The 25,674-nt window shown below is 40.6% G+C and carries 37 protein-coding genes; 1 reads left to right on the top strand and 36 read right to left on the bottom strand.

What is annotated here, in order from left to right:
• Positions 1-19: 19 nt before the first annotated feature.
• The 30 genes from rpsM to NSS77_RS06255 form a co-directional block, all read right to left on the bottom strand.
• A complete protein-coding gene (rpsM, locus tag NSS77_RS06400; RefSeq protein WP_208651284.1) occupies positions 20-385 on the bottom strand; it encodes a 30S ribosomal protein S13 in 366 nt (121 codons plus the stop codon).
• Positions 386-407: 22 nt separating this feature from the next.
• Positions 408-521, bottom strand: a complete 114-nt coding sequence (gene rpmJ, locus NSS77_RS06395) for a 50S ribosomal protein L36 (RefSeq protein WP_000868344.1) — start codon at positions 519-521, stop codon at positions 408-410.
• Between the two features lie 36 nt (positions 522-557).
• Positions 558-776, bottom strand: coding sequence for a translation initiation factor IF-1 (gene infA, locus NSS77_RS06390; protein WP_208651283.1), 219 nt, complete (start codon positions 774-776; stop codon positions 558-560).
• A gap of 401 nt (positions 777-1,177) precedes the next feature.
• On the bottom strand, positions 1,178-1,834 hold the full coding sequence (locus NSS77_RS06385; protein WP_342470879.1) for an adenylate kinase: 657 nt from the start codon (positions 1,832-1,834) through the stop codon (positions 1,178-1,180).
• A gap of 62 nt (positions 1,835-1,896) precedes the next feature.
• Entirely contained in the window at positions 1,897-3,192 is a 1,296-nt protein-coding gene (gene secY / locus NSS77_RS06380) for a preprotein translocase subunit SecY (protein WP_342470878.1), read from the bottom strand.
• Positions 3,192-3,632 carry a 50S ribosomal protein L15 gene (gene rplO, locus NSS77_RS06375; RefSeq protein ID WP_342470877.1) on the bottom strand — a complete coding sequence of 147 codons (441 nt, stop codon included), beginning with the start codon at positions 3,630-3,632 and terminating at the stop codon, positions 3,192-3,194. Before rplO ends, secY begins: the two co-directional genes overlap by 1 nt.
• Before the next feature lie 36 nt (positions 3,633-3,668).
• The gene (gene rpmD / locus NSS77_RS06370; protein ID WP_342470876.1) at positions 3,669-3,851 is read right to left on the bottom strand and encodes a 50S ribosomal protein L30; all 183 of its coding nucleotides are present in this window, start codon (positions 3,849-3,851) and stop codon (positions 3,669-3,671) included.
• Between the two features lie 12 nt (positions 3,852-3,863).
• Positions 3,864-4,364, bottom strand: a complete 501-nt coding sequence (gene rpsE / locus NSS77_RS06365; protein WP_342470875.1) for a 30S ribosomal protein S5 — start codon at positions 4,362-4,364, stop codon at positions 3,864-3,866.
• 21 nt (positions 4,365-4,385) lie between these two features.
• Positions 4,386-4,745, bottom strand: coding sequence for a 50S ribosomal protein L18 (rplR, locus tag NSS77_RS06360; RefSeq protein ID WP_342470874.1), 360 nt, complete (start codon positions 4,743-4,745; stop codon positions 4,386-4,388).
• 31 nt (positions 4,746-4,776) lie between these two features.
• Entirely contained in the window at positions 4,777-5,316 is a 540-nt protein-coding gene (gene rplF, locus NSS77_RS06355; RefSeq protein WP_342470873.1) for a 50S ribosomal protein L6, read from the bottom strand.
• Positions 5,317-5,346: 30 nt separating this feature from the next.
• Positions 5,347-5,745, bottom strand: coding sequence for a 30S ribosomal protein S8 (gene rpsH, locus NSS77_RS06350; protein ID WP_342470872.1), 399 nt, complete (start codon positions 5,743-5,745; stop codon positions 5,347-5,349).
• Positions 5,746-5,777: 32 nt separating this feature from the next.
• Positions 5,778-5,963, bottom strand: coding sequence for a type Z 30S ribosomal protein S14 (locus tag NSS77_RS06345; RefSeq protein WP_342470871.1), 186 nt, complete (start codon positions 5,961-5,963; stop codon positions 5,778-5,780).
• Positions 5,964-5,981: 18 nt separating this feature from the next.
• Complete coding sequence (gene rplE, locus NSS77_RS06340; RefSeq protein ID WP_342470870.1) at positions 5,982-6,521, bottom strand: 50S ribosomal protein L5; 540 nt, start codon at positions 6,519-6,521, stop codon at positions 5,982-5,984.
• A 27-nt stretch (positions 6,522-6,548) separates the two neighbouring features.
• On the bottom strand, positions 6,549-6,857 hold the full coding sequence (gene rplX, locus NSS77_RS06335; RefSeq protein ID WP_342470869.1) for a 50S ribosomal protein L24: 309 nt from the start codon (positions 6,855-6,857) through the stop codon (positions 6,549-6,551).
• A 37-nt stretch (positions 6,858-6,894) separates the two neighbouring features.
• Entirely contained in the window at positions 6,895-7,263 is a 369-nt protein-coding gene (rplN, locus tag NSS77_RS06330) for a 50S ribosomal protein L14 (RefSeq protein ID WP_342470868.1), read from the bottom strand.
• Positions 7,264-7,307: 44 nt separating this feature from the next.
• The gene (gene rpsQ, locus NSS77_RS06325) at positions 7,308-7,571 is read right to left on the bottom strand and encodes a 30S ribosomal protein S17 (RefSeq protein WP_342470867.1); all 264 of its coding nucleotides are present in this window, start codon (positions 7,569-7,571) and stop codon (positions 7,308-7,310) included.
• 17 nt (positions 7,572-7,588) lie between these two features.
• Positions 7,589-7,789, bottom strand: a complete 201-nt coding sequence (gene rpmC, locus NSS77_RS06320; RefSeq protein ID WP_342470866.1) for a 50S ribosomal protein L29 — start codon at positions 7,787-7,789, stop codon at positions 7,589-7,591.
• A complete protein-coding gene (gene rplP, locus NSS77_RS06315; protein WP_208651269.1) occupies positions 7,779-8,213 on the bottom strand; it encodes a 50S ribosomal protein L16 in 435 nt (144 codons plus the stop codon). The genes rpmC and rplP overlap by 11 nt, the downstream gene beginning before the upstream one ends.
• Positions 8,214-8,215: 2 nt before the next feature.
• Positions 8,216-8,872, bottom strand: a complete 657-nt coding sequence (gene rpsC, locus NSS77_RS06310) for a 30S ribosomal protein S3 (protein WP_342470865.1) — start codon at positions 8,870-8,872, stop codon at positions 8,216-8,218.
• A 2-nt stretch (positions 8,873-8,874) separates the two neighbouring features.
• Positions 8,875-9,222, bottom strand: coding sequence for a 50S ribosomal protein L22 (gene rplV / locus NSS77_RS06305; protein ID WP_141601978.1), 348 nt, complete (start codon positions 9,220-9,222; stop codon positions 8,875-8,877).
• A gap of 22 nt (positions 9,223-9,244) precedes the next feature.
• Entirely contained in the window at positions 9,245-9,523 is a 279-nt protein-coding gene (gene rpsS / locus NSS77_RS06300; RefSeq protein WP_141601979.1) for a 30S ribosomal protein S19, read from the bottom strand.
• 60 nt (positions 9,524-9,583) lie between these two features.
• Positions 9,584-10,414 carry a 50S ribosomal protein L2 gene (rplB, locus tag NSS77_RS06295; protein ID WP_342470864.1) on the bottom strand — a complete coding sequence of 277 codons (831 nt, stop codon included), beginning with the start codon at positions 10,412-10,414 and terminating at the stop codon, positions 9,584-9,586.
• A 46-nt stretch (positions 10,415-10,460) separates the two neighbouring features.
• Entirely contained in the window at positions 10,461-10,745 is a 285-nt protein-coding gene (rplW, locus tag NSS77_RS06290) for a 50S ribosomal protein L23 (RefSeq protein ID WP_342470863.1), read from the bottom strand.
• Positions 10,745-11,368, bottom strand: a complete 624-nt coding sequence (gene rplD, locus NSS77_RS06285; RefSeq protein ID WP_342470862.1) for a 50S ribosomal protein L4 — start codon at positions 11,366-11,368, stop codon at positions 10,745-10,747. The genes rplW and rplD overlap by 1 nt, the downstream gene beginning before the upstream one ends.
• 26 nt (positions 11,369-11,394) lie before the next feature.
• The gene (rplC, locus tag NSS77_RS06280; RefSeq protein WP_342470861.1) at positions 11,395-12,027 is read right to left on the bottom strand and encodes a 50S ribosomal protein L3; all 633 of its coding nucleotides are present in this window, start codon (positions 12,025-12,027) and stop codon (positions 11,395-11,397) included.
• 43 nt (positions 12,028-12,070) lie between these two features.
• On the bottom strand, positions 12,071-12,379 hold the full coding sequence (gene rpsJ / locus NSS77_RS06275) for a 30S ribosomal protein S10 (RefSeq protein ID WP_016839367.1): 309 nt from the start codon (positions 12,377-12,379) through the stop codon (positions 12,071-12,073).
• Between the two features lie 475 nt (positions 12,380-12,854).
• Positions 12,855-14,816, bottom strand: a complete 1,962-nt coding sequence (locus NSS77_RS06270) for an FtsX-like permease family protein (RefSeq protein ID WP_342470860.1) — start codon at positions 14,814-14,816, stop codon at positions 12,855-12,857.
• On the bottom strand, positions 14,803-15,567 hold the full coding sequence (locus tag NSS77_RS06265) for an ABC transporter ATP-binding protein (protein ID WP_342471213.1): 765 nt from the start codon (positions 15,565-15,567) through the stop codon (positions 14,803-14,805). The genes NSS77_RS06270 and NSS77_RS06265 overlap by 14 nt, the downstream gene beginning before the upstream one ends.
• A 104-nt stretch (positions 15,568-15,671) precedes the next feature.
• Positions 15,672-16,664, bottom strand: coding sequence for a sensor histidine kinase (locus tag NSS77_RS06260; RefSeq protein ID WP_342470859.1), 993 nt, complete (start codon positions 16,662-16,664; stop codon positions 15,672-15,674).
• Positions 16,661-17,338: a response regulator transcription factor gene (locus tag NSS77_RS06255; RefSeq protein ID WP_342470858.1), complete on the bottom strand. Its 678-nt coding sequence runs from the start codon at positions 17,336-17,338 to the stop codon at positions 16,661-16,663. The genes NSS77_RS06260 and NSS77_RS06255 overlap by 4 nt, the downstream gene beginning before the upstream one ends.
• A gap of 157 nt (positions 17,339-17,495) precedes the next feature.
• Between NSS77_RS06255 and NSS77_RS06250 the strand changes: the two genes are divergently transcribed.
• Positions 17,496-18,383 carry a LysR family transcriptional regulator gene (locus NSS77_RS06250; RefSeq protein ID WP_342470856.1) on the top strand — a complete coding sequence of 296 codons (888 nt, stop codon included), beginning with the start codon at positions 17,496-17,498 and terminating at the stop codon, positions 18,381-18,383.
• 41 nt (positions 18,384-18,424) lie between these two features.
• On the opposite strand, the gene NSS77_RS06245 is transcribed toward NSS77_RS06250, so the two are convergent.
• The 6 genes from NSS77_RS06245 to NSS77_RS06220 form a co-directional block, all read right to left on the bottom strand.
• Positions 18,425-20,605, bottom strand: coding sequence for a malate synthase G (locus tag NSS77_RS06245; protein WP_342470855.1), 2,181 nt, complete (start codon positions 20,603-20,605; stop codon positions 18,425-18,427).
• Between the two features lie 204 nt (positions 20,606-20,809).
• Positions 20,810-21,997, bottom strand: a complete 1,188-nt coding sequence (gene tuf / locus NSS77_RS06240; RefSeq protein WP_342470854.1) for an elongation factor Tu — start codon at positions 21,995-21,997, stop codon at positions 20,810-20,812.
• Between the two features lie 125 nt (positions 21,998-22,122).
• The gene (fusA, locus tag NSS77_RS06235; protein ID WP_342470853.1) at positions 22,123-24,198 is read right to left on the bottom strand and encodes an elongation factor G; all 2,076 of its coding nucleotides are present in this window, start codon (positions 24,196-24,198) and stop codon (positions 22,123-22,125) included.
• An 85-nt stretch (positions 24,199-24,283) separates the two neighbouring features.
• A complete protein-coding gene (gene rpsG / locus NSS77_RS06230) occupies positions 24,284-24,754 on the bottom strand; it encodes a 30S ribosomal protein S7 (protein WP_342470852.1) in 471 nt (156 codons plus the stop codon).
• Between the two features lie 42 nt (positions 24,755-24,796).
• A complete protein-coding gene (gene rpsL, locus NSS77_RS06225; RefSeq protein ID WP_208651254.1) occupies positions 24,797-25,216 on the bottom strand; it encodes a 30S ribosomal protein S12 in 420 nt (139 codons plus the stop codon).
• 95 nt (positions 25,217-25,311) lie between these two features.
• Positions 25,312-25,563, bottom strand: coding sequence for a 50S ribosomal protein L7ae-like protein (locus tag NSS77_RS06220; protein WP_342470851.1), 252 nt, complete (start codon positions 25,561-25,563; stop codon positions 25,312-25,314).
• Between the last annotated feature and the right edge of the window lie 111 nt (positions 25,564-25,674).

Here is a 25,674-nt window from a genome sequence, read left to right as displayed (position 1 = left end):
GGTAAACCCCCTTTACTTATTATTTTTTCTTGTTTGCTACAGTTTTACGAGGACCTTTACGAGTACGTGCATTGTTTTTCGTATTTTGTCCGCGGACTGGTAGACCACGACGGTGACGGATACCACGGTAGCAGCCGATTTCCATTAAGCGTTTAATGTTAAGTGATACTTCTCGGCGTAAGTCACCTTCAATTTTATATTTATCTAATTCTGTACGAATTCTGTCCAATTCGTCTTCAGTAAGATCACGTACACGAGTATCTTCAGAAACACCAGCAGCAGCTAATACTTTTTTAGCAGTTGCTTTACCAACACCATAAATATAAGTTAATGAAATCACTACGCGTTTATCGCGAGGAATATCAACACCAGCAATACGTGCCATATTTTTCGCACCTCCTTAAAAATTATCCTTGTTTTTGTTTATGTTTTGGATTTTCACAGATTACCATTACTTTACCGCGTCGGCGAATAACTTTACATTTTTCGCAAATCGGTTTTACTGATGGTCTCACTTTCATTCAACTCAACCTCCTTAAGTCTTCGGAGTGCAAAGATTATTTAAAGCGGTATGTGATACGACCGCGAGTCAAATCGTACGGAGATAATTCGATTGTCACTTTATCTCCAGGCAGAATTCGGATGAAATGCATACGGATCTTTCCAGAAACGTGTGCAAGCACTGTGTGCCCATTCTCTAATTGTACCTTAAACATCGCGTTTGGCAAAGTCTCAACAACTGTTCCTTCAACTTCAATTACATCGTCTTTCGCCATCAACCTGTCTCCCTTCTTTATGTGCTAAACGGTTCCCGTCTGAGAACACTCGCAACAATTTTGCAGGTTAGAAGCAACTCCATTAACAAACATTGGATTGTATGAGAGATGTTCGAAAGACGCTCGCTGGTTTCGCTTCACACAATCCAGGGAATGAACAATCCGGTATAGAGCTGTACTCCTTTGTTAAGGATGTCCGGAAACACAAGTAATTCATACCCGTTCACTAGATGCTTCCACGAAACCCATAACACTCTTCACAAAAGAACTCTTTTGTAAGTATAAGCACTTTCGCAAGCAGTGTATACCGGGCACTATATGCTTTTGCAACTTTTTTTCGTTATATTGCCTCCGAATACCCCTCGCGAAAAGTATTATGACTTTCGAAAGAATGACGGGTATCAGCTGCGGCTGCCCTGTAAGAGTAGAGCGTCGAGATCAGCAAACACTTTTTCGATATCTTGCTGTCCGTTAATATTAGTTAACAATCCTTTTGATTCATAGAAATCAAGTAAAGGTTGTGCTTGTTTCATATTTACTTCCAGGCGATTAGCAACTGTCTCAGGATTGTCGTCTGCACGAACATATAATTCTCCGCCGTCCTTATCACATTTTCCTTCTACTTTAGGAGGGTTGAAAACCACGTGATAAGTAGCTCCACATGTTTTGCAAATGCGACGACCGCTCAAACGTTTTACCAGCTCATCTTTTTCCACTTGAATATTGATCACGTGATCAATTTTTTTGCCAAGTTCCTCTAAGATGTTGTCTAAAGCTTCTGCTTGTGCAACCGTACGTGGAAATCCATCAAGCAAGAATCCTTTTTCACAATCCTCTTGAGCCAGTCTTTCACGAACGATACCGATAGTTACTTCATCAGGAACCAGCGCACCTTGATCCATATAGGATTTCGCTTTAAGACCAAGTTCAGTGCCTTGACTGATGGCAGCGCGGAACATATCACCTGTAGAAATATGAGGGATTTCGTATTTGTTTACAATTTTTTCTGCTTGTGTACCTTTACCGGCACCTGGCAAGCCCATTAAAACAATATTCATACGGACATTTCCCTCCCCAAGGTGCTGGCTTAGGAAACAAAAAAATGTTTCCTAACCAACCTTTATTTCATGAAACCTTTATAATGACGTTTTACTAATTGTGCTTCTAATTGTTTCATTGTTTCCAGCGCGACACCAACGATGATGATGACGCTTGTTCCACCAATTTTGGCGGAAGCTGGTAAATTCATAAAGTTAATAAACAAAATAGGCAATATCGCAACAACGGATAAAAATAGTGCACCGACAAATGTTAGACGGTATAGCACTTTCGTTAAGTAATTTTGTGTATCATTTCCTGGACGGATTCCAGGGATATACGCACCTTGTTTCTTCAAGTTATCCGCAATGCGTTCAGGATTCACTTGAACAAATGCGTAGAAATATGTGAACGCAACAATCAATGCGATATAGATGATCATTCCAACAGGTTTTGTATAGTCAAACGTGTTGATAATGAACGTTGTCACTTTGTTTTGACCGAAAAACGCCGCTAACGTCTGAGGTGTAATGATGAATGCCACCGCGAAGATTACCGGAATAACCCCTGCAGCATTCACTTTCAATGGCAAGTGCGTTTGTTGTGCTCCAACATGCGGTACTCGGCCTGATACCCGTTTTGCATATTGGATTGGAATTTTACGCAATGCTTGTTGGAAGTAAATGACTCCAACAACGATAGCCAACATAATTAATGCAAGTAGCACTAAAACGATTATACGGATGAATAGTTGATCCCCTGCACCTTCAATTTGTTGGGCATAAATTTGGTTAATTGTAGTAGGTATCGCGGCAACGATACCTGCAAAGATGATGATTGAAATTCCGTTTCCAACGCCATGAGCGGTAATCTGCTCACCGAGCCAAAGCAAAAATGCTGTACCGGCAGTAAGCACGATTGCAATCGTTAAATAGGAAAGGAAGCTTGTATTCGTAATTAACGATCCACCATATAATTGGTTAAAACCAAATGACATGGCGAGGGCTTGGATGAAAGCCAATACTACGGTAAAGTAGCGAGTAAATTGAGCCAACTTACGCCGGCCTACTTCACCTTGGCGTCCCCATTCTGCAAACTTAGGCACGACATCCATTTGTAACAATTGAACGATGATGGAAGCAGTGATGTAAGGCATAATCCCCAACGCAAAGATGGAGAAATTCGATAAAGCACCGCCGCCAAACACGTTCAGAAAACCAACCAAGTTAAGATCATCCGTTACTTTTAACACATCTGAATCCACGTTCGGTACAGGGATAAAAGTTCCTATACGAAAAACGATCAGCATTAGTAAAGTGAAGATAATTTTATTGCGAATATCGCGGACGCGCATAAAGTTTGCGAAAGTACGAAACATTAAATCACCTCAGCTGTTCCGCCAGCGTTCTCGATCGCTTCTTTTGCTGAAGCAGAGAACTTGTGAGCTTTTACAGTAAGCTTTTTGTTAAGAGTTCCGTTTCCAAGGATCTTAATACCAGCTTTTTCTTTGCTCACAACACCTGTTTCGATTAACAATGCAGGAGTGATCTCCGCACCGTCTTCGAAACGATTTAACGCGTCAAGGTTCACGATTGCGTATTCTTTACGGTTTACATTAGTAAAGCCACGTTTTGGTAAACGACGGAACAGTGGGTTTTGACCACCTTCAAATCCTGGACGAACTCCGCCTCCAGAACGAGCGTTTTGACCTTTGTGACCGCGTCCTGCAGTCTTACCATTACCTGAACCGATACCACGACCAACGCGGTTACGTTTTTTACGTGAACCTTCCGCTGGTTTTAGCTCATGAAGTTTCATCTTAGGTGGCACCTCCTTATATATTTAATTCAGCCATTAAATTTCTTTAACAGTAACTAAATGTGATACTTTATTGATCATACCACGAATAGCAGGATTATCTGCATGTTCTACAGTAGAATTCACCTTTTTTAAACCTAAAGCTTCAACTACTTTGCGCTGTTTTTCGCTCGCGCCGATTACAGATCTTGTAAGGGTGATTTCTAATTTGTTTGCCATGATTATCCCCCCTTATCCTAGTAGCTCTTCTACTGTCTTACCTCGAAGCTTTGCAACTTCTTCAGCACGTTTTAATTGTTTTAATCCATCAACAGTAGCACGTACCATATTGATAGGTGTGTTGGATCCTAAAGATTTTGATAAGATATCAGAAATTCCAGCTAAATCAAGTACTGCACGAACTGGACCACCAGCGATAACTCCAGTACCTTCTGAAGCAGGTTTCATTAAAATTTTTCCTGCACCGAAGTGACCAATCACCTCATGTGGAATTGTTCCACCCACACGTGGTACTTCGATCAAGTTTTTCTTCGCGTCTTCTACAGCTTTGCGGATCGCATCTGGTACTTCTTGAGCTTTACCAGTACCGAATCCTACGTGACCGTTTTTGTCACCTACTACTACTAGCGCTGAGAAGCGGAAGCGACGTCCACCTTTTACAACTTTCGCAACGCGGTTTACCGCAACAACGCGTTCTTCAAGTTCCAATTTGCTTGCGTCAATACGACTCATGAAGTATGTCCCTCCTTCTTATTAGAATTGTAAACCGTTTTCGCGTGCAGCTTCTGCTAATGCTTTCACACGTCCATGATATAAATAACCACCACGGTCAAATACAACGGAAGTAATATTTTTTTCTAATGCACGTTTAGCGATCAATTCGCCAACTTTAGCTGCAGCTTCTTTATTGCTGCCAGGACCTTCGAAACCTTTTTCCAATGTTGATGCACTTACAAGTGTATGTCCTGCAACATCGTCAATGATTTGTGCGTAAATATGTTTATTAGAACGATATACGTTCAAACGTGGACGTTCAGGTGTACCGTGTACTTTAGTACGCACGCGTGCATGACGTTTTTTACGAACTTTGTTTTTGTCTAGTTTCGTAATCATAGCGGTCACTCCTTTCTAACGCTCAATCTAATTACTTACCTGTTTTACCTTCTTTACGACGTACATATTCACCTTCGTAGCGAATACCTTTACCTTTGTATGGTTCAGGTGGACGTACAGCGCGGATATCGGCTGCAAATGCACCTACACGTTCTTTATCGATTCCTTTTACAACGATTTTTGTATTTGAAGGAACTTCGATTTCGATACCAGCTTCAGGTGTGAATTCTACAGGATGTGAGTAACCAACGTTTAGTACAAGCTTTTTACCTTGTAATTGAGCACGGTACCCAACCCCGATCAATTCTAAAGAACGGGAGAATCCTTCAGATACACCTTTTACCATGTTAGCGAGTAACGCGCGAGTTGTACCGTGAACTGTACGGTGTTCTTTTGAATCAGAAGGGCGAACAACTGTAATGATATTTCCTTCTTGTTCAATTTTCATTTCTTGGTTGAATTGACGAGTTAATTCGCCTTTCGGTCCTTTTACTGTTACAGTATTGTCATCACTAACTGTCACTGTAACGCCAGAAGGAACCTCAATCGGTTTTTTTCCTACACGAGACATTTCATTGCACCTCCATTCGCATATTACTTATTACCAAACGTAAGCTAATACTTCTCCGCCAACTTTTTTAGCGCGTGCTTCTTTGTCAGTCAACACACCTTGAGAAGTTGAAAGTATAGCGATTCCCAATCCGTTTAATACTTTTGGAATTTCGTCAGTTTTTGCATATACGCGTAAACCTGGTTTGGAAATACGTTTTAATCCAGTGATTACACGTTCATTGTTTTTTCCGTATTTCAAGAAAATACGGATGATACCTTGCTTGTTGTCATCGATATATTCTACATCACGAATGAAGCCTTCTCGCTTAAGAATTTCAGCGATTTCTTTCTTGATTTTGGAAGCCGGTACTTCAAGCTTCTCGTGACGAACCATGTTCGCATTACGGATGCGAGTTAGCATATCTGCAATTGGATCTGTCATTGTCATATTCCTTTTACCTCCTTCCCATTTTTTGGGCATTACCAGCTAGCTTTTTTCACACCAGGAATTTGTCCTTTATATGCAAGTTCACGGAAACAAATACGGCAAAGTTTAAATTTGCGATATACGGAGTGTGGACGACCACAGCGTTCACAACGTGTGTAAGCTTGCACTTGGAACTTAGGTTTGCGTTTTTGTTTAACAATCATTGATTTTTTTGCCACGATTTCGCCCTCCTTTTATTATTTTTGGAACGGCATACCGAATTGTGTCAATAACTCGCGAGCTTCTTCATCAGAATTCGCTGTCGTTACGATCACGATATCCATACCGCGTACTTTTGAAATTTTATCGTAATCGATTTCTGGGAAAATCAATTGTTCTTTAACTCCTAAAGTGTAGTTACCGCGACCATCGAACGCTTTTTTAGAAACACCGCGGAAGTCACGTACACGTGGAAGTGCGATAGAAATTAATTTATCAAGAAATTCATACATACGGTCACCACGTAAAGTAACTTTCGCGCCAATTGGCATACCTTCACGTAGACGGAATCCGGCGATTGATTTTTTCGCTCTAGTTACAACAGGTTTTTGACCAGTGATGATCGCTAGTTCTTCAACAGCTGCATCTAACGCTTTGGAGTTTTGTACAGCGTCACCAACACCCATGTTTACTACGATTTTTTCAACTTTAGGAACTTGCATTACAGATTTATACCCAAACTTATTCATTAAAGCAGGAACTACTTCATTTTTATATTTTTCTTTTAGGCGGCTCATGTTTGTACCTCCTTTCAAAATTTCTTATTAGTCGATAACTGCACCTGATTTTTTTGCAACACGAACTTTTTTGCCATTTTCGATTTTATAACCTACACGAGTCGGCTCGCCAGTTTTTGGATCGATTAGCATAACGTTCGAAACGTGGATTGGTGCTTCTTGGCTTACAATACCACCTTGCGGGTTTAATTGGTTAGGCTTCATATGTTTTTTCACAATATTAACGCCTTCAACGATTACCCGATCTTTTTTAGGGAATGCGGCAAGTACAATACCTTCTTTGCCTTTATCTTTACCAGTAATAACTTTTACTTTGTCGCCCTTTTTAACATGCATTATGTGTCGCACCTCCTTAATTGGTACTATCAAATGATTAAAGAACTTCTGGAGCTAGGGAAATGATTTTCATAAAGTTTTTATCACGTAACTCACGTGCAACCGGTCCGAAAATACGAGTACCACGTGGTGATTTATCGTCTCTGATGATCACACATGCGTTTTCGTCAAATTTGATATAAGTACCATCTTTGCGACGTACACCAGATTTTGTGCGTACTACTACGGCTTTTACAACATCGCCTTTCTTAACAACGCCTCCTGGTGTTGCTTTCTTAACTGTGCAAACGATAATATCACCGATATTAGCAGTTTTGCGTCCAGAACCACCAAGCACTTTAATTGTTAACACTTCACGTGCACCAGAGTTGTCAGCAACTTTTAAACGAGATTCTTGTTGGATCATTTAGGTTACCTCCCTTCGGAATTTCCGTTATTTCCGAATTTCTATTAAATAACAACCGCTTTTTCTACAACTTCAACAAGACGGAAATGTTTTGTAGCTGATAGTGGGCGTGTTTCCATAATGCGCACGATATCGCCAACTTTAGCTTCGTTATGCTCATCATGAGCTTTGAATTTTTTAGAGTATTTTACACGTTTGCCGTATAATTTGTGTTTTTTGTAAGTTTCAACTAAAACGACAATTGTTTTGTCCATTTTATCTGAAACTACACGGCCAGTGTAAACTTTGCGCTGTTTACGCTCAGACATATACCGGACCTCCTTTATCAGTTATCTCCACTGATTTCTCTTTCACGAATCACAGTTTTCATGCGCGCAATCGCTTTACGAACTTCACGAATGCGAGCTGTATTTTCTAATTGACCAGTCGCTAATTGGAAGCGAAGGTTGAAAAGCTCTTCTTTAAGTGATTTGATTTTCATTTCGATTTCAGAAGTGGCAAGTTCACGGATTTCATTAGCTTTCATTAGAATCACCACCAGTTTCTTGACGTTTCACAATTTTACATTTTACAGGAAGTTTATGTGATGCTAATCGAAGAGCTTCGCGTGCAACTTCTTCAGATACACCGGCAACTTCAAACATAACTTTTCCTGGTTTTACTACAGCTACCCAACCTTCTGGAGAACCTTTACCGGAACCCATCCGTACCTCAAGAGGTTTTTTCGTATAAGGTTTATGTGGGAAGATTTTAATCCAAACTTTACCGCCACGTTTCATGTAACGAGTCATCGCAATACGGGCTGCTTCGATTTGACGGTTTGTCACCCAGCTAGCTGTTGTAGCTTGAAGGCCCCATTCACCAAATTGTACTTCGCGGCCGCCTTTTGCTTGACCACGCATTTTACCGCGATGTTCGCGACGATATTTCACGCGTTTTGGCATTAACATAATTATTTTCCTCCTTCCGCAGAGTTTTTCTTCGTAGGAAGGACCTCACCACGATAAATCCATACTTTTACGCCTAATTTTCCGTATGTTGTATCCGCTTCTGCATGAGCGTAATCGATATCAGCACGAAGCGTATGAAGTGGTACAGTTCCTTCACTATAATGTTCTGCACGAGCGATATCTGCACCGCCTAGACGACCAGACACTTGAGTTTTAATCCCTTTTGCACCAGCGCGCATTGTACGTTGAATTGCTTGTTTTTGGGCACGACGGAATGAAACACGGTTTTCAAGTTGACGTGCGATATTTTCAGCAACCAATTTTGCATCAAGATCCGGTTTTTTGATTTCAACGATATTGATGTGTACACGTTTGCCCGTAAGATCGCTTAAGTATTTGCGTAGGTTTTCTACTTCAGTACCACCTTTACCGATAACCATTCCTGGTTTCGCAGTGTGGATTGTAATGTTCACACGATTTGCAGCGCGTTCAATTTCCACTTTGGAAACAGCTGCATCTTTTAATGTCGTTTCGATATATTTACGGATTTTGAGATCTTCATGAAGCAAATCGGCAAAGTCTTTTTCAGCGTACCATCTGGATTCCCAGTCACGAATGATGCCGATACGCAATCCGTTTGGATGTACTTTTTGACCCAAAATTAACCCTCCTTCTTCTCAGATACCACTACAGTGATGTGGCTTGTGCGTTTGTTAATTGCGCTTGCACGTCCTTGCGCACGTGGACGATAGCGTTTTAATGTTGGTCCTTCATCAACGTAAATTTCAGAAATATATAAGTTATTTGGATCTAAATCGTAATTGTGCTCAGCGTTTGCAACTGCGGATTTCAATACTTTCTCAACGACTGGAGACGCCGCTTTTGGAGTATGACGTAAAATCGCAACTGCTTCTCCTACTTGCTTACCTCTGATTAAATCAACCACTAAACGCACTTTGCGAGGTGCAATTCGGACTGTGCGAGCAACAGCTTTAGCTTTTGTTGTCATCAGGATCTACCTCCTCTCAAAATTAGCGTCTTGTTTTCTTATCATCATTACCGTGGCCTTTATAAGTCCGAGTTGGTACGAACTCGCCTAATTTGTGACCTACCATATCTTCCGTAATGTATACTGGAACATGTTTGCGTCCGTCATAAACAGCAATTGTAAGTCCAACGAAGTTAGGGAAGATTGTAGAACGGCGAGACCAAGTTTTGATTACTTGTTTCTTTTCTTGACCTTGTTGTGCTTCTACTTTTTTCATTAAATGTTCATCACAAAATGGTCCTTTTTTCAAGCTGCGACCCATTTAGTAACCTCCCTCCGTGATTTCACCACGGCTCTGCGATCGAACCGTAGCTTTATCACATTATTTTTTACGTCCACGAATAATTAACTTATCAGATTTATTGCGTTTTTTACGTGTTTTATAACCAAGAGCCGGTTTACCCCATGGTGTCATAGGTGACTTACGACCGATTGGCGCTTTACCTTCACCACCACCGTGTGGGTGATCATTAGGGTTCATTACAGAACCGCGAACTGTAGGGCGTTTACCTAACCAACGTGAACGACCTGCTTTACCGATGTTTACTAACTCATGGGATTCGTTACCAACTTGACCGATTGTCGCACGGCAAGCAGCCAAGATCAAACGAACTTCACCAGATTGAAGACGTACAATTACGTATTTGCCTTCGCGTCCTAATACTTGTGCGGATGCACCGGCAGAACGAACTAATTGTCCACCTTTTCCTGGTTTCAATTCGATGTTATGGATTGTAGTACCCATTGGAATGTTTGCTAATGGTAAAGCGTTACCCACTTTAATATCAGCATCTGGACCAGAAATAATTTCTTGACCTACTTGTAATCCTTTTGGAGCAATGATGTAACGTTTTTCACCATCAGCATAGTTGATTAATGCGATATTTGCTGAACGGTTTGGATCGTATTCGATTGTAGCAACGCGTCCTGGAATGCCATCTTTATCACGTTTGAAGTCGATAATACGATATTGGCGTTTATGTCCACCACCGTGATGACGAACAGTAATTTTACCCTGGTTGTTGCGACCAGCTTTGCGTTTTAATGGCGCTAACAATGATTTTTCCGGCTTATCTGTTGTGATTTCCGCAAAGTCAAACGACGTCATGTTACGACGGCCATTTGAGGTTGGTTTATACTTTTTGATCGCCATTTTGTTTCCCTCCTTCTTTACATTTCAAAATCCTTACGTTTCCCGATTAGAAATCAAAAATTTCAATTTCTTTGCTATCAGGTGTCAATGTTACGATAGCTTTACGACGTCTGTTTGTTAATCCTTGGAATTTACCAACACGTTTTACTTTACCTTGGTAGTTCATGATGTTGACTTTCGCCACTTTTACACCGAAGATTTCTTCAACCGCATCTTTCACTTGCGTTTTATTCGCACGAAGATCTACTTCGAAAGTGTATTTTTTCTCAGCCATTAGTTCAGAAGAACGCTCAGTAATGACAGGACGTTTAATGACATCACGTGCATCCATTATCCAAGCACCTCCTCAACCTTTTCTACTGCAGCCTTCGTGAATACAACTTTGTCATGACCTAATAAGTCAAGTACGTTGATTCCGTTAGCTGTGATCACAGTTACGCCTGGGATGTTACGTGCGGATAATGCCACGTTTTCATCTAAATCAGCTGTAACGAATAAAGCTTTTGAATCAATTTTCAAGTTATTTAAGATTTCTTTGAAGTCTTTTGTTTTTGGCGCGTCTAATTTTAACGCATCTAAAACTAGGAAGTTTTGCTCGTTCACTTTAGCGGATAAAGCGGATTTAAGCGCTAAGCGACGAACTTTTTTCGGTAATTTATAGCTGTAGCTTCTTGGTTGTGGACCGAATACTGTACCACCACCACGCCATTGAGGAGCACGGATTGAACCTTGACGAGCACGGCCAGTTCCTTTTTGGCGCCATGGTTTTCTACCACCACCAGAAACTTCAGAGCGGTTTTTCACTTTATGTGTACCTTGACGTAGAGAAGCGCGTTGAGCGATTACTGCGTCGAATAAAACTGCTTCGTTTGGTTCGATGCCGAAAATTTCATCTTTTAATTCGATTTCTCCAACTGAAGCACCTGTTTGACTAAGTACAGTTACCTTTGTCATTCCTGTTTCCTCCTTTCTCCAGTGAATTATTTAGATTTTTTCACAGCAGATTTTACTGTTACTAAAGATTTGCGAGAACCAGGAACATTCCCTTTGATTAATAGCAAGTTGCGTTCTGGAATTACTTTTACGATTTGCAAGTTTTGGATTGTTACTCGATTACCGCCAGTTTGTCCAGGTAAGTTTTTGGATTTGAATACTCTGTTAGGAGCAATCGGACCCATTGAACCAGGACGACGGTGATAACGAGAACCGTGGGACATAGGTCCACGAGATTGTCCGTGGCGTTTGATTACACCTTGGAAACCTTTCCCTTTTGATGTACCTGTTACATCTACCCAATCGCCTTCAGCGAAAATATCTACTTTGACTTCTTGACCAACTTCATACTCTTCTAAGTTTACTCCGCGAATTTCACGAATGAAGCGCTTAGGAGCAGTGTTTGCTTTTGCTACATGTCCTTTTTCAGGTTTGTTTGCAAGCTTTTCGCGCTTGTCTTCGAAACCTAGTTGGATTGCTTCGTAGCCATCATTTTCAACAGTTTTCTTTTGAAGCACTACGTTTGGAGTAGCTTCGATCACTGTTACCGGTATTAAATCGCCGTTCTCAGCAAAAACTTGCGTCATACCGATTTTTCTACCTAAGATTCCTTTGGTCATTTGTCACACCTCCTGTGATTGTTAAAAATTTTTATTATGACAATTAAAGTTTGATTTCAATGTCAACGCCAGATGGTAAATCAAGCTTCATTAACGCATCCACTGTTTGAGGAGTTGGGTTAATGATGTCGATTAAACGTTTGTGCGTACGCATTTCGAATTGTTCACGGGAATCTTTGTACTTGTGAACAGCTCGAAGAATTGTGTACACTGTTTTTTCAGTTGGTAGCGGAATCGGACCCGATACACTAGCACCTGAACGTTTAGCAGTTTCAACAATTTTCTCTGCGGATTGATCTAATACACGATGATCATACGCTTTTAAACGGATACGAATTTTTTGTTTTGCCATTATTTTCCCTCCTTTTCGCCTAATTACTAGACATTCTCCACGGAAATTTCCCACACACTCGCCATGGCAAAGCGGCCGGGTGTGTCGGCAACCTCCCGCTTCATCGCAGTCAAAGACCAACATTCAACATTATATACAATAACATAGCGGATAGCAAGTGTTTTCGTAAATTTATAATAATTTATTGGCCTTTCATTTTGTACTTTCTAAGCTGTTTTATAGTATATAAGAGGAGTTTATATAAATCAACTCCAATAAAATTCTGAAAATTTTCCGCTATCTCATTTAAATATTTAGCTTCTCTTTCATCAAATTAAACATGTTTCCTATTATAAATAGGAACAATTTTTTGACCAGCAAAAAAGCCGGGAGGGATGCCGGATGAAAGCAAAAAAAGTGGTCAGCGAATTTTGCCAACCACTTGCTCATCGAATCCAGAAACTTATTCTCTTCCTATTTAAATAGTTTCCTGTTCTTATAATGCTTCTTTTACGATTTTTTTATAATACAAAACGGATAATATGCCAAATACCGTGTACATCGCTACATAGAACAGGATGATGATGATCATTGGCGTTGTCATCTCTGAACCGAACAGCCACCAGCCGGATTTCACCGCAAAGTAACTGTGAAGGAGGCCAATCAAGAGCGGCATGCCGAAATTGAACAATTGTTTGACATAAATTCCGCGCATTAACTCGCCATTGGAGAATCCGATTTTCCGTAAAATCGTATAGGACTCTCTTTCATCTTCCGCTTCACCCATTTGTTTAAAGTAAAGTATGCTTCCTGTTGTCAGTAAAAAGGCCAACCCCAAAAATCCTGTCACAAAAATGGTCATTCCGCCAAGGGCTATGTTGCCATCATAATATTCTTTGTAAGTTTTTTGATAATCATATTCAAAGGCTTTTCTTTCCCTCAAGTTTTTAAATAATGATTCGGCCTTTTCACGGTCTTTTTCGTTTACTAAATTAATACCGATTTGACTTGTAATTTCCGGTTTTTGAACCTTTTGTATTTCATCGAATAATTCATCTGTCACTATCAATACCGGCGAACCGGCGCTTGCCAACACCGATAAGAAAAACTCATCTTCCCTTACTTCTTTGATGAATAAAGAGTAATTTTTCCCGCTTGTTTTTACTTGTATGTTCTTTTTGCTTTCCAACGGCAGCAATTCAGATAATACATCGGCATAGCTTGTAATAATGGTCTCCCCGTCTTTCAATTGGGCATCCGGATTGATTTTTTTATAATCCGACAGAGGAACGACCGATGATGTTGCCTCTTGATTGACATTGATATACTCGGCATTCTTTTCATCCAAATTAAATAAATCAGCCATTTTCACATTTACCACAGAAATTTGAAAACTTGCTTTTTCATATTCAATTCCTTCTGCCTCGAGCTGATCTAAAAATTCAATTCCTTTATTATTCAATAAAGTGTAATCAAAGGGAGAGAACCGTCTTGCATCGGATTCCGAAGAATAGTAGGAAATATAAGACAGCGTCATAATCCCGACGGCTAATCCCGTCAACACCGTAATGAGTGTTAAGGAATTGGCATTTCCCTTCATACGGTGCATAATCGTTGTGACTCCTAAAACGTCCGTTATTTTTAAATATCCCTGTTTGCTTTTACGGATCAGGTTCATGATCAGCGCCACGGAATATCGGAAAAATAAATAGGTGCCCAAAATCGTTGAACCTAAAATAAGCAGCATATTGATCAACAAGTTGCTTGTTGTGGCGCCCTCCACGCTGAACAATCTTGTGGAATCGTAATACCCATAAGCAATCAAACCGATTCCGATGACTCCCATTACCATATGGAAAATGCTGAACTTCTTAATTCGTTCATCGGCTTTTTTTGCCGCGTTAAATAGCGATAATAGCGATGCTTTTCGAATCATGATAAAAATTTGAATCAAGACCACCACTAATAGAATTGCAAAGATGATGAGCGATTTTGAAAAGGCGGTCATGGAAAACGATAAACTGACAATTGCATCGTTTTTTATTAACTTCATCAATATCATCGCAAAAAACCGCGAAGTTAAAAATCCCAGCACCATTCCGACTCCAACAGCCAACGTGAATAGCACCACATTTTCAATCAATAATAGCCGGAAGATCAAACCCTTGGTCATCCCGATTAATTGATATAAGCCAATTTCTTTACTGCGGCGTTTCATAAATAGTTGGTTCGCATAAAGGATAAAAAAGATCAGAATAAAATATAAAACATACGTAATGGATTCAAAACCTGCCGTGGCGGTGCCGCTTGCTTCCAATGCCTTGGTGACAGAATGGTTATATTGGATGGTGATGAACGAAAAGCAAAGGGTCACACTAAAAATTAATGCAAAGAAGTATAAGTAGTAATGCTTTATATTCTTCTTCATGCTTTTAAACACTAAATTAGTTAACGTCATAACCATCACCGCCAAGCACGCTTTGGGTATTCAAAATATCCTGGAAAAACGCCTGTCTCGTTTTATCCCCTTTATAAAGTTCCGTATAGATTTGACCATCTTTTAAGAACAATACACGGCTACAGAAACTGGCGGCAACCGGGTCATGGGTCACCATCATGATGGTTGCTCCTCTTTCCTTATTGATGCTTTCCAAATTCGTCAGTAAGGCCGTCGCCGATTTCGAATCGAGCGCCCCGGTCGGCTCATCGGCAAAAACGATGGAAGGTTCTGTAATCAAAGCCCTTGCCGCCGATGTTCTTTGCTTTTGTCCGCCGGATATTTCATTCGGATATTTATTTAAAATATCCGCAATGCCTAAATATTCAACCAGCATGGCCAAGCGTTGTTCCGCCACTTTCTTTGGCACCTTGCTAATGGATAATGGCAACAGGATGTTTTCTTTCACCGTTAATGTATCCAGCAGGTTATAGTCCTGGAAGATAAATCCTAAATGTTCCCGGCGGAATTTTGCCAAATCCCGTTCTTTCATTTTTTGTAACGGTTTCCCGTTGATTTCCACAATCCCTTCTGTCGGAAAATCAATGGAGCAAAGGACATTTAATAAAGTCGTTTTTCCTGAACCGGAAGGCCCCATGATTCCGACAAATTCCCCTTCATGCACTTCCAGGTCAATCCCTTTTAACACTTCTTGTTTTAACGTGCGTTTTCCATAGGTTTTTCTTATTTTTCTTGCCACTAAAACAGCCATTTCATCAGCCCCTTGTATTGTTTCGTTACCTAAATTGTACACTTTCGTCCCCTTACAATCGTTCGATTCTCGTGACAAATAAAAAATGGTAAATGACAATTTTGTCACATACCATAAGATTGGATGTATTGATTCTCAAGAGGAAATTGGATGGTGAATGTTGTGCCGACATCCACTTGCGATTCTACCTTCAACGTAAGCCCGAGTTTTTCAGCCGCTTCCCTTGCCAAGTATAGACCCATCCCTGTCGCAGCGGTTGTTTCCCTTCCAATCGTTCCCGTATAGGACCGTTGGAAAATTCGGGGCAAGTCTTCAGCCCGGATCCCGACACCGAAGTCTTGTATATGTAATAATAGATGCCCCTTTGGATCCCGGGTTGTGAATATATGGATTTCACTGTTTTCACGACTGTATTTCACTGCATTGGAAAAGATCTGGCGGATGATGAACCCAAGCCATTTGGCATCGGTTGTCACGGTTTCATCCAGGCTTTTCGTTTCCACGCCAATCCCTTTTTCAATACACCATGAACGGAAATCCTTGATTTGTTGATGAACGACCGTTTCCAAACAAACCTTCTCCAGACGGTTATCTTTTTCAATCGTTGAAAGCCTTGTTTCATGGATTTTTTGATCAAGCAGCAAAAAAAGGCGAATCCATTCTTTTTCAATCTTCTCTCTCAATGCATAAGGTTCTACTTGTTCCACGATTAATTTCATGGCCGTCATCGGCGATTTCATTTCATGCACCCATGCCAGCACCTCATCCTGTTGTTCGAGCACTTCTATTTTCATTTGTTGGAACGATTCTTCCAATCTTTCGTATTGCTTTTGAAAGTGGTCGATGTACTTTTGCTGAAAAGGCGATAGAAGCTCTCGATTGACCGGTTGTTCACAAATGGCTTTCAGTTGTTTTGTTTCTTTCACATAACGCCAAAGTATAAAAAGGAAAAACAACAAAAAATTCATGATGTTCACATATAGGATGGATACCTTGGACAAACCGCTATCGATGAAAAACAATCCATTCAGCCATATTTGCAAAAACAGGAAAAATAAAATCCACGCTCTTCTTTCTTTCAAAAATAGTCCAATCATTTTGTCACCGCCATATAACCAAGTCCTTTTTTCGTGACAATCGCATCTTTTAAGCCAATCTCCTCCAAACGTTGCCGCAGACGATTGACATTGACCGTCAAAGTATTGTCATTCACAAATCGCTCGTCATCCCAAAGTTTGCGCATCAGTTCATCCCTGGAAACAATTTTGTCAACGGAAGCCAATAATGTTTTCAATATAAATAATTCATTTTTCGTCAGTTCCACCGTTTTTTCCCCGTATTGAACCGTTCCTTTGTCATAATCGATCACAGCTCCATTCCATCTTGCGACATGTTGCGTTTTGTCCCCATAATCATAGGTTCTTCTTAAAATGGCTTGTACCTTTGCAAGCAACACTTCCATATGGAAAGGTTTTTGCACAAAATCATCCGCTCCCATTTGCATCGCCATCACCATATCCATTGGATGATCCCTCGACGATAAAAACAAAATCGGCACTTGGGAAATGGCACGAATTTCACGGCACCAATGAAAGCCATCAAAAGCAGGGAGTTGAATATCGATGATGACAAGATGCGGCTGTTCTTTCAAAAAATCATCCATCACCTTTTTAAAATCTTTTGGACCTACGACTTCCATCGACCATTGGCTGAAACGTTCTTTGATTAAATTGAAGATTGACGGGTCATCTTCTATCAGAAAGATTTTCATTTTTTCAACCTCTCCATCAAATGTTCTACTTTTATTGTAATTTATTTTGCCATTTGTGTATGAAAATCCACATTTAAATTCTTTTTCATTAGAAAATTCTCTTTTAATCAGTATAATGGAACAAAGGACAATCGTGCGTTAAAAGGAGATGTTGCTTGTGGACATCCGCCAAATCGAATATTTCACTGAAGTTGCAAAACATTTAAGTTTTACGAAAGCCGCTTCCACCCTGCATGTTTCCCAGCCTTCCATCAGCAAGGCGATTCAAAATTTGGAAGCTGAGCTGGGTGTTCCTCTGTTTTACCGTTCATCCAAACAGCTGGAGTTGACGGATGCAGGAAAGGCTGTTTTGGCAAATGCCCAGCATGTGCTAGCCGCTTTCAAAAATTTGCGCTCTGAATTGACGGATTTAATGGAATTGAAAAAAGGGGAAATACGTATCGGCATTCCTCCCATTGTGGGGGTGGAGTTTTTTTCAAAACTGATCAGTTTGTACAAAGAAAAGCATCCTTATATTGAAATAAAATTGACCGAAGTGGGCACGAAAAAAATCCGGCAAGGGGTTGAAGAAGGGGAATTGGATATAGGGTTGATTTGCAATTTATGTGTGCCTAACGATCAATTGCAGACCATCAGTATATTAAAAGATCCCCTCATGTTAATTGTTCATAAAGATCATCCGCTTGCTGAACTCCCTACTGTGGATATGTCCATGTTGGAAAGGGAGGCTTTTATCATCTACCGAAAAGACTTCACTTTGTACGATCGGATTATCGAAGAATGCTCAAAACATGGTTTCTACCCAACCATTGCCTGCGAATCATCCCAAAAAGATTTAATTGTTGAAATGGTGGCAGCCAAAGTGGGCATTGCATTGCTTCCGAAAACAATATGTGAGAAACTTCAAAACGATAAAATCGTTTCCATCCCCTTTAAACAGGAAAACCTCTTTCTGGAGTTGGGGTTGACTTGGAGGAAAAATAAATATTTATCCTTCGCCGTACGGGAATTTATCGATTTGGCGCAGGCGTTTATCACGAAATAAAAAAAAGACATGCCTTCAAAGGAAGACATGTCTCTTATTTTTTAATTGGCACTTACTACGCCATATTTTTGTTTTGCTTCAAGACGGCGTTTATGAAGAATTGGTTCAGTGTAACCGTTTGGCTGTTCATATCCTTTGAAGACAAGGTCGCAAGCTGCTTGGAAACCAACAGAATCTTCAAAGTTTGGAGCCATTGGACGGTAGTTTGGATCTCCTTCGTTTTGTTTATCAACGACAACAGCCATGCGTTTAAGTGTTTCATACACTTGTTCTTTTGTCACAATGCCATGGTGCAGCCAGTTGGCGATATGTTGGCTGGAAATGCGGAGTGTTGCCCGGTCTTCCATTAAGCCGATGTTGTTGATGTCAGGCACTTTGGAACATCCAACGCCTTGTTCAACCCAACGGATTACATATCCTAAAATTCCTTGGCAGTTGTTGTCCAACTCTTCTTGGATTTCTTCTGGGCTCCAGTTTGGATTTTTCTCTACAGGAATTTGTAAAATGGCATCTTGTAAATCTTCGAAATCTGTAATGCCTTTTTGTACTTCTTTTACGTTTACTAGGTGATAGTGGATTGAGTGTAATGTGGCAGCTGTTGGTGATGGCACCCAAGCCGTGTTGGCACCCGCTTTTGGATGGGCGATTTTTTGTTCAAGCATTGCCGCCATCAAGTCAGGCATAGCCCACATTCCCTTACCGATTTGGGCATGGCCTTGCAAGCCGCATTGTAATCCGACAAATACATTGGATTTTTCGTAAGCATTCAACCAAACGGATGATTTCATTTCGTTTTTGCGGATCATTGGGCCGGCTTCCATTGATGTATGGATTTCATCGCCTGTTCTGTCCAAGAAACCAGTATTGATGAAGATGATGCGTTCTTTCACTTCATTGATGCAGTTTTTCAAGTTCAATGATGTACGGCGCTCTTCATCCATGACACCCACTTTCAATGTGTAGCGTTCAAGGCCCAGCAAATCTTCAATGCGGCCAAATAATTTGTTTGTGAATGCCACTTCTTTTGAACCGTGCATTTTCGGTTTTACGATGTAAATGGACCCTTTTTTGGAGTTTTTGTATTTTGATTTGCCGATAATATCAAGTTTCGCAATTAGGCTTGTAATCACGCCATCCATAATTCCTTCAGGGATTTCTTCCCCGTTTTTATCCAAGATGGCATTCGTCGTCATTAAGTGACCTACATTGCGGACAAACATCAACGAACGGCCTGGTAGGGTAAATTCATTTCCATTCAAATCTTTATAGGCACGGTCAGGATTTAGTGTACGAGTCAACGTTTTTGAACCTTTTTCAAAAGTTGCGGTTAAATCGCCACGAACTAATCCCAACCAGTTGCTGTATACTAGCACTTTGTCTTCCGCATCAACGGCTGCAACAGAGTCTTCGCAGTCCATAATTGTTGTAATAGCTGCTTCCAAAACGATATCTTTGATGCCTGCAGGATCGTCTTTACCAACAGGATGATTGCGATCGATTTGAATTTCGATATGCAAGTCATTGTTTTTTAACAGAACCGCAGTCGGCTCTTCCGGAGAACCAGTATACCCTGCCGCTTTTGACTCATCCACAAGGCCTGTTTGGTTGCCGTTTGAAAGAGTCACAACAAGTTTGCCATTTTCAATCGCATATTTTACAGCATCCGCATGGGAAGCGTCTTTTAATGGAACCGCTTGATCCAAAAATTTCTTCGAATATTCGATTACTTTTTGGCCGCGTACCGGGTTGTAGCTGCTTCCTTTTTCCGCTCCATCTTCTTCACTGATGGCATCTGTTCCATATAATGCATCGTAAAGGCTTCCCCAACGGGCATTCGCTGCGTTTAGTGCGTAACGTCCGTTGCTCACCGGCACTACTAATTGAGGACCCGCTTGAACAGCCACTTCATCATCAACATTTTCCGTTGTCACTTCAAAGTCTTCCACTTTTGGCTCAATGTAGCCGATCTCTTCCAAAAACTTTTTATATTTGTCAAAATCAAAGTTTCCCCGATTTTCTTTATGCCAATTATGAATTGCTTCTTCCAATTCTCTCCGTTTTTCAAGAAGCGCCTTGTTTTCTGGAGCCAAGTCATGAATGATTTGGTCGAATCCTGCCCAGAATTCATCTTTGTCAACTTCCGCTTCAGGCAGAACCTCATTTACAAAATCATATAAAATTTTTTCAACTTGTAAGTTTCCTACTTGTACGTAATTTGCCATTCACCGCATCCCCCTCAAGTTTTTGACAATCTATTTTTTGAAGATTTCTTAATCTTCTCAATTTAATTATAATAGTAAAACATTGCATAAATGAAATACATATTTTGAATAAGCAATATTCACTTTATCTATAGAATCGCAAAAAAATAACCATCTTGTAGAAAATCTACAAGATGGTTGAAATTGTAAGCTATTTCACTTCAATTATTTAATGATTTCAGATACAGAACCTGCACCTACTGTACGTCCACCTTCGCGGATAGAGAATTTAGTACCTTCTTCAATCGCGATAGGAGAGATCAATTCTACAGTCATTTCAACGTTGTCGCCAGGCATAACCATTTCTACGCCTTCTGGTAATGTGATTACGCCAGTAACGTCTGTTGTACGGAAGTAGAATTGTGGACGGTAGTTAGAGAAGAATGGAGTATGACGTCCACCTTCTTCTTTTGATAATACGTACACTTGTGCTTTGAAAGCAGTGTGTGGTGTGATTGAACCTGGTTTCGCTAATACTTGACCACGTTGTACTTCGTCACGAGAGATACCGCGAAGAAGTGCACCGATGTTGTCACCAGCTTCTGCATAGTCAAGTAATTTACGGAACATTTCGATACCAGTTACAGTTGTTTTTGTTGGTTCGTCAGCAAGACCGATGATTTCTACTTCGTCACCAACTTTAAGTTGACCGCGTTCTACACGACCAGTTGCAACTGTACCACGACCAGTGATAGAGAATACGTCTTCTACTGGCATCATGAATGGTTTATCAACTTCACGTTGTGGAGTTGGAATGTATTCGTCAACTGCATCCATTAATTCGATGATTTTTGCTTCCCATTCAGGATCTCCTTCAAGAGCTTTAAGAGCAGAACCTTTGATTACAGGTACTTCATCACCTGGGAAATCATATTCTGAAAGTAAGTCGCGAACTTCCATTTCTACTAATTCTAATAATTCTGGATCGTCTACCATATCACATTTGTTTAAGAATACTACTAAGTATGGCACACCTACTTGGCGAGAAAGAAGGATGTGTTCACGAGTTTGTGGCATTGGACCGTCAGCAGCAGATACTACTAGGATACCGCCGTCCATTTGAGCCGCACCAGTGATCATGTTTTTAACGTAGTCAGCGTGTCCTGGGCAGTCTACGTGTGCATAGTGGCGTTTGTCTGTTTCATATTCAACGTGAGAAGTGTTGATTGTGATACCACGTTCTTTTTCTTCTGGTGCGTTGTCGATTTGGTCGTAAGATTTAGCTTCACCACCAATTTTTTTCGCAAGAACTGTTGCGATAGCAGCAGTTAAAGTAGTTTTACCGTGGTCAACGTGACCGATTGTACCAATGTTAACGTGTGGTTTTGAACGATCGAATTTTTCTTTAGCCATTAGAGAAAGCCTCCTATTACTAGTATTTTTTTATATTTTACAACTGCTGACAAGAAATTGTTTCCTTGTCATACAATCATAGCTTACAAATTATTTATACTTGATAAAAGGTGAGATTTCAATTATTATTCACCTTTATTTTTTTTGATGATTTCTTCCGCAATGGATTTTGGCACTTCTTCGTAATGGTCAAATACCATTGAGAATACACCGCGTCCTTGAGTTGCGGAACGTAGTGTAGTCGCATATCCGAACATCTCTGCTAGTGGCACCATCGCACGAACCACTTGTGCGTTACCGCGGGCTTCCATACCTTCAACGCGACCGCGACGGGCAGTTACGTGACCCATGATATCACCAAGATATTCTTCAGGAACTACAACTTCCACTTTCATTACTGGCTCAAGTAATACAGGGTTACATTTTTGAGCTGCATTTTTCAATGCCATAGATGCAGCGATTTTGAACGCCATTTCACTGGAGTCCACATCGTGGTATGAACCATCGAATAATTTCGCTTTGATGTCGATAAGAGGGTATCCGGCAAGAACACCGTTTTCCATAGCGTCTTTTAATCCTGCTTCAACAGCTGGAATATATTCGCGAGGAACTACCCCACCGACGATAGCGTTTTCGAATTCGAAACCTTTTCCTTCTTCGTTTGGAGAGAATTCGATCCAAACGTGACCATATTGACCGCGACCACCAGATTGGCGAACGAATTTACCTTCAACTTGAGCAGTCGTACGGAATGTTTCACGATATGAAACTTGAGGAGCACCAACGTTTGCTTCCACTTTGAATTCGCGTTTTAGACGGTCAACGATGATGTCAAGGTGAAGCTCACCCATACCGGAGATGATTGTTTGACCAGTTTCTTGGTCTGTATGCGCACGGAATGTTGGGTCTTCCTCTTGAAGTTTACCAAGCGCTGTACTCATTTTATCTTGGTCTGCTTTAGATTTTGGTTCAATAGCAACTGAGATAACTGGCTCTGGGAATTCCATTGATTCCAAGATAACAGGATTTTTATCGTCGCAAAGCGTGTCACCAGTTACTGTGTCTTTTAAACCAACTGCAGCTGCGATATCTCCTGCAAATACTTTTGAAATTTCTTCACGGTGATTTGCATGCATTTGAAGGAGACGTCCGATACGTTCGCGTTTATTTTTTGTAGAGTTTAGAACGTATGAACCAGATTCCAATATACCTGAGTACACACGGAAGAATGTTAATTTACCAACATATGGGTCAGTCATAACTTTGAACGCTAATGCTGAGAATGGCTCATCATCGCTAGCATGGCGTTCTACTTCTTCACCATCAGGTGTAGTACCTTTAATTGAAGGAATATCTACTGGTGAAGGCAAGTAATCAACTACTGCATCAAGCATTAATTGAACACCTTTGTTTTTGAACGCACTACCGCAAAGAACTGGATAGAATTCTACTGCGATTGTCGCTTTACGAATAGCCGCTTTCAACTCTTCAACAGTGATTTCTTCACCAGCGAAGTATTTTTCCATTAATTCTTCGTCTAGTTCAGCAACCGCTTCAATGAGTTTTTCACGGTATTCTTCAGCTTGTGCTTGGTATTCTTCTGGAATTTCACCTACTTGGATATCAGTTCCAAGGTCGTTTGTGTAGAAATAAGCTTTCATTTCAACCAAATCGATAATTGCAGAGAATTGATCTTCTGCACCGATTGGTAATTGAACTGGGTGTGCATTCGCTTGCAAGCGATCACGAAGAGTACTTACTGAATATAAAAAGTCGGCACCGATTTTATCCATTTTGTTAACAAATACGATACGTGGAACGCCGTATGTTGTTGCTTGGCGCCATACTGTTTCAGTTTGTGGCTCAACGCCGGATTGAGCATCAAGTACTGTTACCGCACCGTCAAGTACACGCAAAGAACGTTCAACTTCCACAGTGAAGTCTACGTGTCCTGGTGTGTCGATAATGTTAATGCGATGGCCTTTCCACTGAGCTGTTGTCGCAGCAGAAGTGATTGTAATACCACGTTCTTGCTCTTGCTCCATCCAGTCCATTTGAGAGGCACCTTCGTGAGTTTCACCAATTTTGTGAATCTTACCAGTGTAATAAAGGATCCGCTCAGTTGTTGTTGTTTTACCAGCATCAATATGAGCCATAATCCCAATATTACGTGTATTCTCTAGGGAGAATTCGCGTTTCATAGGGAATTGTCTCCTTCCATATTGGGTTTAGACTTAATAATATGTTTAAATTTTGTACTAGCATAGAGCTAGTACAAAATTCAGATTACCAACGATAGTGTGCAAATGCTTTGTTTGCTTCTGCCATTTTGTGCATATCTTCGCGTTTTTTCACTGCAGCACCTGTATTGTTTGCAGCATCCAAAATTTCATTCGCTAAGCGCTCTTCCATTGTTTTTTCACCGCGAAGACGCGCATAGTTCACTAGATAGCGAAGACCTAAAGTGATACGACGGTCTGGGCGAACTTCAACCGGTACTTGATAGTTGGAACCACCAACACGGCGAGCACGTACCTCAAGAACTGGCATTACGTTATTTAATGCTTCTTCGAACACTTCTAGTGGATCTTTACCTGTACGTTCTCTAACGATGTCAAACGCACCGTAAAGAATTCTTTGGGCAGTACCTTTTTTACCATCGATCATGATTTTATTGATTAAACGTGTCACTAATTTTGAATTGTAAAGTGGATCTGGTAACACGTCGCGTTTTGGAACAGGACCTTTACGTGGCATGTGTTTTCCTCCTTTCGATGAATGTGATTGTATCTATTTTAATTATTTTTTCTCTTTTGGTTTTTTCGTACCGTATAGAGAACGGGATTGTTTACGATCAGTTACACCTGCAGTGTCAAGAGCACCACGGATGATATGATAACGTACCCCTGGTAAGTCTTTTACACGTCCACCACGAATTAATACAACGCTGTGTTCTTGAAGGTTATGACCTTCACCTGGAATGTAAGCTGTAACTTCGATTTGGTTTGTTAAGCGAACACGGGCATATTTACGTAACGCAGAGTTTGGTTTTTTCGGTGTCATTGTACCAACACGTGTACATACTCCGCGTTTTTGTGGTGAATTAACGTTAGTAAGAGATTTTTTGAAGCTATTGTAACCTTTGTTTAACGCAGGTGATTTAGATTTAGTAATTTTAGATTTACGAGGTTTGCGCACTAATTGGTTAATTGTAGGCATCTGTTTTTTCCTCCCTTCATTTCATCTTTTAATTCCACACATCCAGGTGGTTCATTTTTAGGGTAAAAACAAAGCTTTTGTGTTTTTCACAAAAACTAATCCGCAGCAATTGCAACAACGGCAGCTCCAACTTGGATTCCGCACGCTTTGCCTAGCTCTTTTCTCGATTGCACATAATCGACCGGAATTCCGTATTCTTCCGCAAGAGCGATAACGGGTTGAGTCACTCGTTCTTCTGCATCTTGTGCGACGATAATCTCTTTGGCTCGGCCAGCCTTTATTGCTTTTACTGCTTGCTTTGTTCCTATGATTGTTTTAGTTGCCTGTTTTACTTTTTCATAAGACATTTACATATCCTCCGAAGTAGAAACAGTTGCTATCAACCCTAAGTATATTATCATTATCATTTCAATCTGTCAATTCATTTTTTATGTGGGTGATAAAAATAATTTCTAACA

Origin of the sequence: Ureibacillus sp. FSL K6-3587 (assembly GCF_038593165.1) — a bacterium.
Classification (GTDB): Bacteria; Bacillota; Bacilli; order Bacillales_A; family Planococcaceae; genus Ureibacillus; species Ureibacillus suwonensis.
This window is presented reverse-complemented; position numbering and strand designations above follow the sequence as displayed.